Source organism: Pseudomonadales bacterium, from assembly GCA_041395945.1.
Lineage (GTDB): Bacteria > Pseudomonadota > Gammaproteobacteria > Pseudomonadales > Azotimanducaceae > SZUA-309.
On the sequence record JAWKZN010000001.1, the window covers coordinates 460,406 to 472,921 of the forward strand.

Consider the following 12,516-nt stretch of genomic DNA (forward strand, 5'->3'; position numbering starts at 1 on the left):
GATGACCTCGTAAACCGGTCAGAGTCTCACTTGCGCAGGTGTACCTGCACCGGCAGATTGGTAATTCCACGCACGAAACTCGAGCGCAGGCGTTCCGGTTTGCCGACGACTTCGACCTTCTCGAAGCGGGTCATGATTTCTTCCCAGAGTACTCTAAGCTGCATTTCCGCGAGTCGATTGCCCATGCATCGATGGATGCCGAAGCCGAAGGAGAGGTGATGGCGGGCGTTGGGTCGGTCGATGAGAAATTCATCCGGCCGCTCGATCGCTTCTTCGTCGCGGTTTCCCGAGATGTACCACATGAGAATCTGTTCACCGGCTCTGATCTGCTTGCCGCGGATCACGACATCCTGGTTTGCGGTACGGCGCATGTAAGGCAGCGGGGTCTGCCAGCGGATGATCTCCGGAACCATGTTGGTGATCAGCGAGGGATCCCTGCGCAGCTTTTCGTATTCGGACGGATTTTCGTTCAAGGCCAGCACACCGCCGCTCATGGAGTTGCGGGTAGTGTCATTGCCGCCGACGATGAGCAGAATGAGATTGCCGAGGAATTCATAGGGCTGCATGTTCTTCGTATCTTCACCATGAGCGAGCATGGAGATCAGATCAGAGCCGGGCGGCTCCTGATTGACCCGCTCATTCCACAGCCGGGTGAAATAGGCCAGACATTCCATCAGCTCATCACGGCGCTGTTCAGCAGTGTCCACGATACCGGTGCCCGGTGGTGCTGTGGCCACATCCGACCAGCGGGTGAGCTTGCGGCGTTCTTCGAAGGGGAAGTCGAACAGAGTTGCCAGCATCTGGGTGGTGAGTTCGATGGAGACCAGGTCTACCCAGTTGAAGGTTTCGTCCGTGGGCAGCGAATCCAGCACCCGTGCGGTGCGCTCGCGGATGGTCGCCTCCATCTTTGCCAGATTGCGGGGTGCGACCGCACCGGTGACCGTGGCCCGTTGCAGATCATGCTTCGGAGGATCCATGGCGATGAAGTTGCTGAACTGGAGTTCGTCGGGGCTGCGCTCGGAGTCGACTTTCGGCCCGATGGTGATCCCGTGGGCAGATGAGAACAGCTCATGATGGGTGTCCACATACATGATGTCTTCGAATTTGGTCAGCGACCAGTAACGGCCGAACCCGGGCAGTTCATTCAGGTGCACCGGATCTTCTTCCCGCAGGCGCTTGAAGTGCGCCATCTGAATGTCCTGCTGAAACAGGCGGCCATCGATCATGTTGATCTCTTCGATGGGCACCGCGTAGGGGTCGGTGATGATCGGTGGCGGATTCTCTGAAAGAAAAGGGCTTTGAAATCCGGAAGTTACGGTCTGCTCACTGCTCTGCTCTACTGCTTCGCTCACGGCTGATTTTCCTGAGATTGTTCGCATGGAAGACCTTAGCAAACGCGCTCGCTCAGGGATACGGAGTCGATCTCAATGCAGCGTCGAGGTGCCGGTGGTGGCTCAGAAGTACCGGTCGATAGGGAACAGGCCGAGCAGACCCGCCTGCAGACGCCGCAGCCAGCCCACTTCGGGCTCATGGTCGATCAGTTTTTCCGGGGACCCGCCTTCACCACCATCGATCCAGCGCAACCGGTTGTGCTCGTCCAGCACCGGTCGCCAGCTGTTGTCCGGTGTCATGTTCGCCTCGATATCCCGGGCGACCCGGGTTGCGAGAGGGCGGTTTTCGATCAGTACACCCGCCTCGGCGTTGAGAAAGCGTGAACGCAGGTTCAGGTTCAGGGAGCCGATGTACAGGGTCTTCAGGTCGATCACATAGGTTTTAGCGTGGAGACCGAATATGTGGTCCGCTCCGCAGGCGCTGCCGTTGAGGATGATGTCCGGACAGGAAGCTGCGTCGGGGCGCAATTCGTAGATTTCCATCCCACTGCGGAGCATATCTTTCCTGCGACGTGCGTAGGAGGCGTGGTTGGCAGTCACGTCGTTCGAGGCCAGTGAGTTGGTCAGTGCTCTGATGCGCACGCCGCGATCCTGCAGTTGCGTCATTCGATTGAGCATCTGCTCGTCGGCGACGAGATATGCGGATTCGATCAGCAGATCCGATCGGGACTCGGCTGCTGCATCCATCAGTGTTCTGGAGCCAGGCTGTACCTGGTCCGTACCGGCCGGTGATCGGGCGTCAGGCGGCGGATCATGGATCAGGTGGGCAGGCGCGGTGATCGCCTGACTGAAGACCGACACCAGATAGCGTCTGCCGTCTGTATTATTTTCCGGCAGGACAGGGTGTATCCGGTTCATCTTCTCACCGGACTCGCGAATCCAGTGCGCCTGCCAGTCCATGTCAGGTTTCGCTACGGTCCCGGTGAGCTCGGCTACCGGCCGGGAAAGGGACCAGTTCCAGAATTCCTCGAACATGGCCATGGTCTGATCGACCACAGGACCCGTTACCAGCACGTCCCGGTCCCGAAAATTCAGTTCGTGGTGCAGGTCGAAGTACTCATCGCCGATATTGCGGCCGCCGAGAATGGTGACGGACTGATCTACCGTGAAAGACTTGACGTGCATGCGCCGATTCAATCGACCGAACTCGGAAGCGAGGTTCATCGCGCGACCCAGGCCGCGGCGCTGGGAGAACGGGTTGTAGATCTGGACTTCGATGTTGTCGTGAGTCGCCAGGAGCGCCATCAGACTCTCCCGGCTGGCGACGTTGATGTCATCGAGCAGCAGTCGGATATGCACACCGCGATCTGCCGCCGCCAGCAGGCGACTGACCAGATAGCGGCCGCTCGTATCACTGTTCCAGATGTAGTACTGAAGATCGATCCGACAGCTGGCGGCGTCGATCAGTGCCGCACGGACCCGCAGAGCTTCGTCGCCGGTGTCCAGCAGGTGCAGGTGGTTGAGGTACGGTTGATCCTGCCTGCTGTCGGATATCAGCTCCCGCACCCCTGCTGACTTGCTGCAGGTCGCTGACGGTACTGTAATTTCTGGAGCGGACTCGGGTTTGTGGGAAGCACAACCATTGCATACCAGCGCGCAGAACAGAATCAGCGGGTAGCGTCGCGCTGGACCAGGGAAGTGAAAAAGGCGGCGGGCGAATTTTCCGGTGCGGTGCGCTTTGAATCTGAAGCCCAAAAAGAATGCCCAGGGAACCCGATGCGTGGATCTTAACTCAGATACACTCGCTGATGATTGTCGATTGCCCGCCAACAGCAGGCATGCCTGTACAGGTCCTGGTGCTCCAGGTACATTCCTCTGTGACAGCCAATGACACGGGTAGTGAAATCAGTGGAGAAAGTCGACTTAACCAACCTGGTGCTCGACATCCATCGTGACCTGTCCATCACAACCCGCGCACGTAAGCCCGGTCCTACGGAGCGTATCGACGGGATGACCCTTGGGGTCGTGACGATCAAGGCCGGCCAGTCACCCCACAACGGTGAAATGCATCCGGATGGGGATGAAATTCTTTACGTGATTTCGGGCACGCTGGTCATTCCTCAGAACTCTGGCAGGAGCCCGTTGCAGATCGGTGCAGGCGAGGCCTGTCTTGTTCGCCAGGGCGAATGGCACATGGTGGACTGCCTCGATGAGGCTCGGTTCATGCACATCACACCCGGCCCGAATGGGGAAGCCAGGCACAAGTAGGCAGCAGCAGTTTCTTCCAGTGCATCCGGAAAAGCGGACAGGACTGCTGCGGCCTGAAAGGCCTGGCGACGCCGGATGTGTCACCCGGCCCGCCGCCCGCCTATTTCTTCGCCTGTTCTGCCATGCGCTTCTTCAACCAGGTCCAGCCTTCGGTGGCCTTGCTCATGTCCAGCAGCTGGTCCTTTTTTGCCAGCAGATCCTCGTAGGTCACATCGGGACCGAATTCCAGATCCTGATTGTTGAAAACCGCGCTGACCGAGAAGCGGCCGTTACCCGCCTGAATGACCTTGTCCGTAGGGGCATCTTCACTGCACATGAGCAGCACGGCCGGGGTGACCAGTTTCGGATGGCTGTTCGGATCCGGGTTGTCCACGTCGACCTTGCGCCCTGGAATCGTGGCGATCAGGCGAGTCGCTGCGGCGGGTGCCAGGGTGTTGACCCGGATGTTCTTCGAACGTCCTTCAATGGCGAGCACGTTCATCAGTCCCAGCATGCCCATCTTGGCGGCGCCGTAGTTGGCCTGCCCGAAATTGCCGTAGATGCCGGAGGTGGAACTGGTCAGCACGATCCGACCGTAGTTCTTTTCGTACATGATCGGCCAGGCCGCGTGGGTCACATAGGCTGAGCCGTTCAGATGCACGTCCATCACGATGTCCCAGTCATCCAGGGACATGTTCTTGAAGGACTTGTCACGCAGGATGCCGGCGTTGTTGACCAGGATGTCCACGGTGCCGAACGCAGCGACCGCGTCGTCGACGATCGACTTTGCGCCTTCCTTGCTGGAAACCGACGCCTTGTTGGCTATCGCTGTGCCGCCAGCGGCCTTGATTTCCGCGACCACAACGTCTGCCGCATCCCCGGATCCCGTGCCATCGCCGCTGCCGCCGAGATCGTTGACCACGACTTTTGCGCCACGTCTGGCGAACTCCAGCGCGTGCGCTTTGCCCAGGCCACCGCCTGCACCGGTGATGATCACTACCTTGTCCTTGAATTCACTCATGAATCAGCTCCTGTTGATGAAATGTTTGTCGATGAAATATGACAACGGTGGCTACCAGAGCCCGTACTTCTGAACCTCCGCACGTCCCACCACCATGTGATGCACCTCGTCCGGACCGTCGGCGAAACGCAGATGGCGCATGTCGGTATACAGGCCCGCCAGCGGCGTCCACTGGGAGATACCCGCCGCACCATGGATCTGAATCGCATCGTCGATGATCCTGCAGACCTTTTCCGGCACCATGGCCTTTACCGCACTGACATAGACGCGGGCTTCCTTGTTGCCGAGCACGTCCATGGCTTTAGCCGCCTGCAGCACTGCCAGCCGCATCGCGTTGATCTCGATGCGTGCCCTGGAAATCACCTCGAGGTTCTTGCCGAGCTTGACGATCGGCTTGCCGAAGGCTTCCCGGGTAGCGCCGCGCTTCACCATCAGTTCCAGCGCCTTCTCCGCTTTACCGATCGAACGCATGCAGTGGTGGATGCGTCCGGGTCCGAGTCGCAGCTGGGAAATTTCGAAGCCACGGCCGACTCCAAGCAGGATATTTTCCTTCGGCACACGGACGTTGTTGAAGCGGATGTGCATATGGCCCCGGGGTGCGTGGTCGTGACCGAATACCTCCATCCCTTCGAGGATTTCCACACCCGGGGTATTGGTAGGCACCAGAATCTGGGACTGCTGTTTACTGGGCGCAGCGCTCGGGTCCGTCTTCACCATGGTGATCATGATCTTGCAGCGCGGGTCCCCGGCGCCGGAGATGTAGAACTTCTCACCGTTGATTACCCACTCATCCCCTTCGAGTACTGCGCTGGTGGAAATGTTCTTGGCATCGGATGAAGGCAGACCGGGTTCGGTCATGGCGTAGGCGGAGCGGATCTCGCCATTGAGCAGAGGTTTCAGCCACTGCTCCTTCTGTTCCGGGGTACCTACCCGCTCCAGTACTTCCATGTTGCCGGTATCCGGTGCGCTGCAGTTCAGGGTTTCGGAAGCCAGCGAATACTTGCCCAGTTCGGCGGCGATATAGGCGTAGTCGAGATTGGTGAGGCCTTCGCCGATGTCTGAATCGGGGAGAAAGAAATTCCACAGGCCGGAAGCCTTGGCTTTGGCCTTGGCACCATCGAGCAGTTCGAGCTGGCGCGGATGCCAGGTCCAGCGATCGGTCTTCTCCTTGTCCAGGGCGAAGAATTCGTCGGTGATCGGCACTACGTTGTCTTCGATGTGCTTCTGCACCGCGGCCATTAGAGGCTGGGCCTCGTCAGACATCGCCAGGTTGAACAGGTCCTTATCCAGATCGGCCATTGCGGTCCCCCTACATTGTTTCTGATGCGTCTAACTTATAGCTTTCTGGATCTGCGGCCAACTAAGTAATTGCACCCGGACTGGGCAGGTCCGAAGATCTGTGGTGTGATGGCGGCAGAAGTTAACCTGAAGAGGAAGCAAGATGATCGATTTTGAGATTCCACCGGAAACCAAGGCGATCCGGGAAACTGTCCGAAAATTCGTGCAGGAACACTGCATTCCCGCGGAGGCGGAGGTCGCCACCCGGGATTTCAAGGAAGTGCTGGGTGAACTGCGGGAAAAGGCGCGCAGCCAGGGTCTCTGGTGCCCGTTCATCCCGAAGGAATATGGCGGGATGGGCCTGCGGCCACTGGCCAACGCCCTGGTGCAGATGGAACTCGGCGAGAGCTTTCTCGGCGCCCTGTCGATGAATACCCAGGGCCCGGACGACGCCACCATGCTGACCCTGCTGGAACACGGCACCGATTACCAGAAGGAAAAGTTCCTCAAACCCCTGCTCGACGGCCAGAAACGCATCTGCTATTCGATGACCGAGAAAGCGGCCGGTGCGGATGCCACCGGGATGCAGACCTCGGCAGTGCTCGAGGGGGACAACTGGGTGCTCAACGGTGAAAAGTGGTTCAGTTCCTCCGCCAGCGTTGCCGATATTGCTGTGGTGATGGCGAAGACCAGTCCGGATGCGCCACGTCATGAGCAGTACAGTACCTTCATAGTCGAACTGCCCAACCCCGGCTATGAGATCGTCCGCAACATCGCCACCATGGTGCCGGAGACTGAGCTTGGCGCGAAACTCGGCGGCACCCATGCGGAGATCAAGATCAGGAACCTGGTGGTACCGCGGGAAAACGTGCTCGGCGGCATAGGCAAGGGCTTCGACATGGGGCAGCACCGGCTGGCCTACGGTCGCCTGCGCCACGGCATGCACAACGTGGCCATGGCCCAGCGCGCTCTGGACCTGGCCGCAAAACATGTCACCGGACGGAAGACCTTCGGAACCCGTCTGGCGGATCGCCAGGGCGTGCAGTGGATGCTGGCGGATTGCGCGAGCGAGCTGTACATGGCGCGTCTGATGCTGCTGCACATCGCCTACAAGGCTGAAAAAGGCATGGACATGCGCCAGGAGAACTCCATTGCCAAGGTGTTTCTCGCGCATATGGTGCACAAGGTGGTCGACACGGCGCTGCAGTTGCATGGTGCGCTGGGATACAGTCACGATACGCCACTGGCGCGCTGGTACACGAGTGTGCGCAGTCAGCGCCTTGTTGATGGACCGGACGAAGTGCACCGCTGGCGTGTCGGCCGCAATGTCATCAAAGCATACGAGAAGTTCGGCACCACCGCGTCTGCGGCCGGGGGCGATCTGTTGTAGCCCTGAGGAGGATCTGATCTATGGATTTGCGTGACAAGGTGGCGGTGATAACCGGAGGCAGCGGTGGTATCGGCCGGGCGATGGGGCGAGCGTTCCTTGCGCAAGGAGCGCAGGCCGTGGTGCTGGCCGATCTCAGTGAAGCCGCAGTCACGGCGGCGGCGGCAGAGATCGGCTGTGAGGGGGCGGTGTGTGATGTGACCGATGAGGCGCAGGTAGTGCGACTGGTGCAGGACACGATTGGCAGGCACGGCCGTATCGACCTGTTCTGCTCCAATGCCGGTGCCGGTGCTCAGGGGCTGCTCACCGATGCGGCCAACGAGGTCTGGCAGCAACAGTGGGAGCTGCATGTCATGTCCCACCTCTACGCGGCGCGGGCGGTGCTGCCGTCCATGCTGGAAAGAGGAGAGGGCTACCTGCTCAATACGGCGTCTGCCGCCGGACTGCTGGCCGCCATTGGATCGGGACCCTACACGGTGACCAAAGCCGCCGCGGTCAAACTCGCTGAGTTTCTCGCCATCACCCATGGGGATGAGGGCATCCGGGTTTCCGTGCTCTGCCCACAGGGGGTCAACACGGCGATGGCACCGAAGAGTCTCGGAGATGGGCAGACCGACGGCATCATCGAACCGGAGGTACTGGCGCAGACGGTTGTGGAAGCCTTACGGGACGAACGCTTCCATGTGCTGCCCCACCCTGAAGTCGGCGACTACGTGCGGCGTAAGGGTGACGATGTGGACCGCTGGCTGCTCGGTATGCGGCGGCTGCGCCGGCGCACAATGGGCTCTGTGTCGTAGTGAGACCGTCGGGCGAGCGGCCCGACCAGAATAATCTAGTCAGCGCCTTGCGGGTCTTCCCCACGAATCAGCGCGACCTGATCCGCAGGCACATAGGTGTACGAGCCCGGCCGGAACGGGTAGCCGAGGTCGCCGAGCAAACGACGCTGGCGGGGTGTGCAGCGATCCAGCACATCGGGCGGGGTTTCGAAGTCGTAGGGCCGCATGAACAGCTGGCAGTAGTTGTAGAGCAGGCTTTTTCGTGTGCGTCCCGAGGTGTTCGGTCCGGGTCCGTGCCAGAGCGCGTGTGAAAACAGAATGCAGTCACCCGCTTTCCCGAGCAGGGGCACTGCCCCGGGTGTCGACGGTGTCACCGTTGCTTCGTCCGGTTCCGGAAAGGGTCGCCGATGGCTCCCGGGAAAACCGTGAAATTGGAACTGTCCGGTTTCGTCACATCGGTCAGCAGGTACAGAGCTTTCATGGCCAGCGGACGACTGGTTTCGGTGACCCGGATCCGGCGCATACCCTCCCCACCGTCGGTATGGGTATAGCCTGGGAACTTCGTGGCCGATGGTCGCACGATGGCTTTCATGATAGCGATGTCCTTGTGGTCTGAGTATCCGCCAGAAATCCAAGCAGTGCTTCGGTGACGGCGGCAGCCTGTTCCTGCTGCACCCAGTGTCCGGCGCCGTCGATGAGTGAGGTGCTGTGCAGGCGGGTGCAGGCCTTCGACTGCATCGATTCGAGTGCGCCGGGGCTCTGATACACGCCCCAGTCCTGCCTGCCGGCGATGAAACAGCTCGGCACGTCTATCGTGCGCCCGGAGTAGAGCAGGAGTTCGTCATTCTGGCGGGGATCGGTGCGGCAGCGGTACCAGTTGAGACCACCCTGGAAGCCGGTGCGGGCAAACTCCGTCCGATAGACCGCCAGTTCGGCGTCTGTGAGCCAGGTGCACGCTGCGCATTGTGCGCGGCTCGGCATTTCTGCTGCCACGGTTTCCGCCATGCCCTTACCCTGGTCCATCACGTAGTACCTGGGTAACAGGGCCAGCGCATCCGCCGTCCAGCCCGACAAGGGGAAAGTCAGGTTTCCGGACCAGTCGGCGCTTTTCATGTGGTAGTAGGCGCGCAGGAAATCACCGAGCCCCTGCGGGCAGTCGAGCATATCCGCGTTCGCTTCGGGGGTTGAGTAATAGTCGTGGTAATGCTTGCGGGGTGGTGACAATCCGGCGAGTGCCTGCTGCAGATTCGATGAAGAGGTCCGCGGCCGAGCCGCTGGTGCTGTGTGGTTTGCGTGGGCTGCGTGGTTAGCGTGGGTATTGAATGGGAGTTCCGGCGGACCGGAAAACGGCGCGCTCAGCAGGGCCACCGATCTGAAAACGTCCGGTCTCACCAGCGCACACCAGGCGGCGACCGGAGATCCGAAATCGTGACCGATCACCGCGGCAGCCTGCCGGCAGCCGAGCGCGGCTACCAGACCCAGCACATCACGGACCAGATTCAGCAGTCTGAACTCGCCGATGTCGCCATCGTAGGTGCCGGACCAGCCCAGGGTGCGTCCGTAACCCCGTTGATCCGGCGCGATCACGTGGTAACCGGCTGCCGCCAGAGGTGTCATGACTTTGCGCCAGCTGTAGGCGAGTTCCGGGAAGCCGTGCAGCAGCACCAGCAGCGGCTGCCCGGGAGTTTCGAATCCGGCTTCGAGGCAGTGCATGCCCAGACCGTTTATGCCATCGATGCAGCGGGATCGGACCCCCGCGGGCAGCAGGTGAGCATCCAGCGGATCGGCAGTTGGCGCTGAGCGAGCCGGAATTTCCGGATTCACATCGTCTGACATATGCTCTCCTGTGTTCCGATCGATCCAGCGCAATCCGTGCTGAAGGAGTGAAGGATGAACCCGATGACCCTGGAACAGCGGATTGCAAGGCTCGAAGATCTCGAAGCGATCAGACAGCTCAAGGCCCGCTACTGCGAAGTCTGCGATGACGACCACAACCCGGATCGTATCATCACCCTCTTCGCTGAAGACGGCATCTGGGAAGGGCGTGGTATCGGCCGGGCCGAAGGCCATGCACAACTGCGCGAACTCTTCGAAGGATTCCGGCGCAGCATCAGTTTTTCGCAGCACATGGTGATGAATCCGATCATTGAAGTGACTGGAGATCGTGCCAGCGGCACCTGGTATTTCTTCGGACCCTTTACCTTCCGCCAGGGTAACCAGGCGAAGTGGCAGGCCGCCCGCTATGTCGACGACTATGTGAAGCGTGACGGGGTGTGGAAATTCCAGCATCTGCGGGTCAGGGGCCCGGGCATGAGTGCGGACTACCAGTCGGGCTGGGCGGGGGCGTAGCGGATCAGGCGGGCAGGCGCCTCGAACGCATGGAACGTACGGGTCGATGAAGCTTTTTGACAGAGGTCGCGCGGCGATCGGGGCTGAGGGCGTTTACCAGTCCAGATCATCGGGGACGGCATACTTCGCATAGTAGTCGTCGTCCGGGCTCGCCTCTGCAGGCTTGTCGGCGTGTGCGGCGATGATGCGCCCCGGATCCCGGGCCCGGATCTGCTCTGCAACGTCCCGGGATACCAGGTGGTAGAGGCCATCGTTGTTGACGATCACCAGTCTGCCGCTGCTGAGCTGCTCCTGCTGGGCGCGTGGGACGTAGATCTTCTTGATCTTCCTGCCATGGACAAAGTTGTAGGGCACATCATCGTCGTTGCGGGTCTTCGAGCGCTGATCGTTCTGCAGAATGATCTGTTTGATCTGGGCGCGGAGGGCTTTAGCCGCGGCTTTTTCATTGGCGATCCGGGACAGTGCCCGGGCCTTCTCGGATTTTGCAGCGTTCAGTGCGCGGGCGCGCTCCTTTACATTGGCAGGCGCGGACGGATCCGGTCGCGATTGCTGCCGGGCTTTCTTTTTACTCGTGCCCGGATTGCCACTGGCCGCATTGCCGTCGCCCGGTGTTTTATTCGATTGCGCCTGGGACTGCTTTTCAACCCGCGCCTGGCGTTCTGCTTTCTTCGCCTGTGCGGCTGTTGCCAGTCCTGCCTGCACGAGCTGGTCACGCAAACTACCGGCCATGGAGAGAGATTCCTGTCGATGAATATGAAAAGCGCATGCGCGTGTGTGCTTGCTGATGTGGGAAGTCGGTGTGCAGGATACCAAAGTTGGATAGCTACTGACCAAGTCTCGGCCTATCAGATTGTCCGGCTCGCAACGCCAGGCGCTGACTGAAATGCACGAACCGCCGGTGTGAGTGCGTTGTTGGCGACGGTAACGAACACCAGTTCAATGTTTAACCCGAGGTCCAGTGGTGCGATGGCGAGCCCGCCGGGGCCAGTTCCCCGCTGCAGTCTGTCCGCCACTGACCGGGGTGCGAGTGTCACCACGTCGCTGTTGGCCGCGAGAGGTGCGACAGGGTTGCGCCGATCAGTGTCTCGGAAGCCAGGGCAACCGCTGCAACACGGATCGCCCCGATGTCACCACCGGCCAGCAAGCAGGCCTCCGCTTCGAAGAAGTCTGTCGCCCGCAGGGCCGATTCGGCCTTGTCGATGAGCTGGCGGGCGGTGCTGGGAGCCGGGAAGGCCATTTACCTGGAAAAACCCGTGGCCACGACCCCGGAGGATGCATCTGCCGTCTGCCGTCTCGCCGCCTGCCACTCGAACGTATTCCGTGTCGGGCTGCAGTACCGCTACAAGGCGATTTACGCCGAGGCTATTGCTGAAGTGTTTGAACGCGGTGTGCTGGGCAAGGTACACAACGTCAGCATGCTCGAACATCGCTTTCCTTTCCTAGATAAAGTCGGTCAGTGGAACAAGTTCAACGAATACACCGGTGGCACCCTGATCGAGAAATGCTGTCACTACTTCGATCTGCTGAATCTATTTGCAGGCGGCCGTCCGACCCAGGTGTTTGCCAGCGGCGGACAGGCCGTCAACTTCAAAACGTTCAACTACAAGAACCACCCCGCGGATGGGCTCGATCATGCACAACTGGTGATCAGCTATGACAATGCTGTGGTGGGGGGATTGTCGCTGTGCATGTTTGTGCCCGGTTCCCGGGAAGAACTGGTAGTGTGTGGCGAGCGCGGTCGACTCCAGGCGAGTGAACAATCCCGGCTCGGTGAGGCCAACGAGAACAGTCTCGAGCTCTGGCTCGGTGAGGAAGGCGTGTCGAGAATCAGCACGCCTGCCTATCCGCGCTACATCGACCGGGCCGGCCACCAGGGTTCGACCTTCTTCGCCCATGCAGCCTTCATCGACGATCTGCAGCGCGGCAGCAGCGATGGCCCCAGTCCTGCTGATGCGTTCTGGTCGATCATGGTGGGCGCTGCAGCTCAGGCTTCAATCGATGAACGGGCCGCCATCGATGTGGCATCCCTGCTTCCGGAAGACTTCGATCCCGCAGTACTCTGTACACCGGCCAGCGCAGCCGCCCGGATGGAGGCACCAGGGTGCTTGTCACCGCGCTGAGCAAGAG

13 protein-coding genes are annotated in these 12,516 nt (G+C 60.4%); 5 read left to right on the forward strand and 8 right to left on the reverse strand.

Translation table 11 applies throughout. The features are described 5' to 3' along the window. Positions 1 to 26 precede the first annotated feature (26 nt). Together R3E82_02165 and R3E82_02170 are read right to left on the reverse strand one after the other, a co-directional pair. A complete protein-coding gene (locus tag R3E82_02165) occupies positions 27 to 1,352 on the reverse strand; it encodes a cytochrome P450 (protein ID MEZ5549674.1) in 1,326 nt (441 codons plus the stop codon). A 102-nt stretch (positions 1,353 to 1,454) separates the two neighbouring features. After that, positions 1,455 to 2,897 (reverse strand): phospholipase D family protein, encoded by a 1,443-nt coding sequence (locus tag R3E82_02170; protein ID MEZ5549675.1) that lies wholly within the window; start codon positions 2,895 to 2,897, stop codon positions 1,455 to 1,457. A gap of 321 nt (positions 2,898 to 3,218) precedes the next feature. Between R3E82_02170 and R3E82_02175 the strand changes: the two genes are divergently transcribed. Continuing rightward, complete coding sequence (locus tag R3E82_02175) at positions 3,219 to 3,599, forward strand: cupin domain-containing protein (GenBank protein MEZ5549676.1); 381 nt, start codon at positions 3,219 to 3,221, stop codon at positions 3,597 to 3,599. 100 nt (positions 3,600 to 3,699) lie between these two features. On the opposite strand, the gene R3E82_02180 is transcribed toward R3E82_02175, so the two are convergent. Both R3E82_02180 and R3E82_02185 read right to left on the reverse strand, forming a co-directional pair. Further along, the gene (locus R3E82_02180) at positions 3,700 to 4,599 is read right to left on the reverse strand and encodes an SDR family NAD(P)-dependent oxidoreductase (protein ID MEZ5549677.1); all 900 of its coding nucleotides are present in this window, start codon (positions 4,597 to 4,599) and stop codon (positions 3,700 to 3,702) included. 51 nt (positions 4,600 to 4,650) lie between these two features. Beyond that, the gene (locus R3E82_02185) at positions 4,651 to 5,898 is read right to left on the reverse strand and encodes an acyl-CoA dehydrogenase family protein (GenBank protein MEZ5549678.1); all 1,248 of its coding nucleotides are present in this window, start codon (positions 5,896 to 5,898) and stop codon (positions 4,651 to 4,653) included. A gap of 142 nt (positions 5,899 to 6,040) precedes the next feature. On the opposite strand from R3E82_02185, the gene R3E82_02190 reads away from it, so the two are divergent. Next, positions 6,041 to 7,267 (forward strand): acyl-CoA dehydrogenase family protein, encoded by a 1,227-nt coding sequence (locus R3E82_02190; GenBank protein ID MEZ5549679.1) that lies wholly within the window; start codon positions 6,041 to 6,043, stop codon positions 7,265 to 7,267. A 20-nt stretch (positions 7,268 to 7,287) separates the two neighbouring features. After that, positions 7,288 to 8,061 carry an SDR family oxidoreductase gene (locus tag R3E82_02195; protein ID MEZ5549680.1) on the forward strand — a complete coding sequence of 258 codons (774 nt, stop codon included), beginning with the start codon at positions 7,288 to 7,290 and terminating at the stop codon, positions 8,059 to 8,061. Between the two features lie 35 nt (positions 8,062 to 8,096). Here the strand turns inward: R3E82_02195 and R3E82_02200 are convergent, their stop codons facing one another. From R3E82_02200 to R3E82_02210, 3 genes are read right to left on the reverse strand one after another with little or no spacing between them, the layout of a single operon-like run. Further along, positions 8,097 to 8,414 carry a phytanoyl-CoA dioxygenase family protein gene (locus R3E82_02200; GenBank protein ID MEZ5549681.1) on the reverse strand — a complete coding sequence of 106 codons (318 nt, stop codon included), beginning with the start codon at positions 8,412 to 8,414 and terminating at the stop codon, positions 8,097 to 8,099. Then, a complete protein-coding gene (locus tag R3E82_02205; protein ID MEZ5549682.1) occupies positions 8,411 to 8,632 on the reverse strand; it encodes a hypothetical protein in 222 nt (73 codons plus the stop codon). Before R3E82_02205 ends, R3E82_02200 begins: the two co-directional genes overlap by 4 nt. Then, positions 8,629 to 9,876 (reverse strand): alpha/beta hydrolase, encoded by a 1,248-nt coding sequence (locus R3E82_02210; protein ID MEZ5549683.1) that lies wholly within the window; start codon positions 9,874 to 9,876, stop codon positions 8,629 to 8,631. The genes R3E82_02205 and R3E82_02210 overlap by 4 nt, the downstream gene beginning before the upstream one ends. Positions 9,877 to 9,930: 54 nt before the next feature. Here R3E82_02210 and R3E82_02215 point away from each other — a divergent pair, with 54 nt between their 5' ends. Further along, complete coding sequence (locus R3E82_02215) at positions 9,931 to 10,389, forward strand: nuclear transport factor 2 family protein (protein MEZ5549684.1); 459 nt, start codon at positions 9,931 to 9,933, stop codon at positions 10,387 to 10,389. 93 nt (positions 10,390 to 10,482) lie between these two features. Here the strand turns inward: R3E82_02215 and R3E82_02220 are convergent, their stop codons facing one another. Then, complete coding sequence (locus R3E82_02220) at positions 10,483 to 11,118, reverse strand: DUF2058 domain-containing protein (protein MEZ5549685.1); 636 nt, start codon at positions 11,116 to 11,118, stop codon at positions 10,483 to 10,485. Between the two features lie 395 nt (positions 11,119 to 11,513). On the opposite strand from R3E82_02220, the gene R3E82_02225 reads away from it, so the two are divergent. Next, complete coding sequence (locus R3E82_02225) at positions 11,514 to 12,509, forward strand: Gfo/Idh/MocA family oxidoreductase (protein MEZ5549686.1); 996 nt, start codon at positions 11,514 to 11,516, stop codon at positions 12,507 to 12,509. The last annotated feature ends 7 nt before the right edge of the window (positions 12,510 to 12,516 follow it).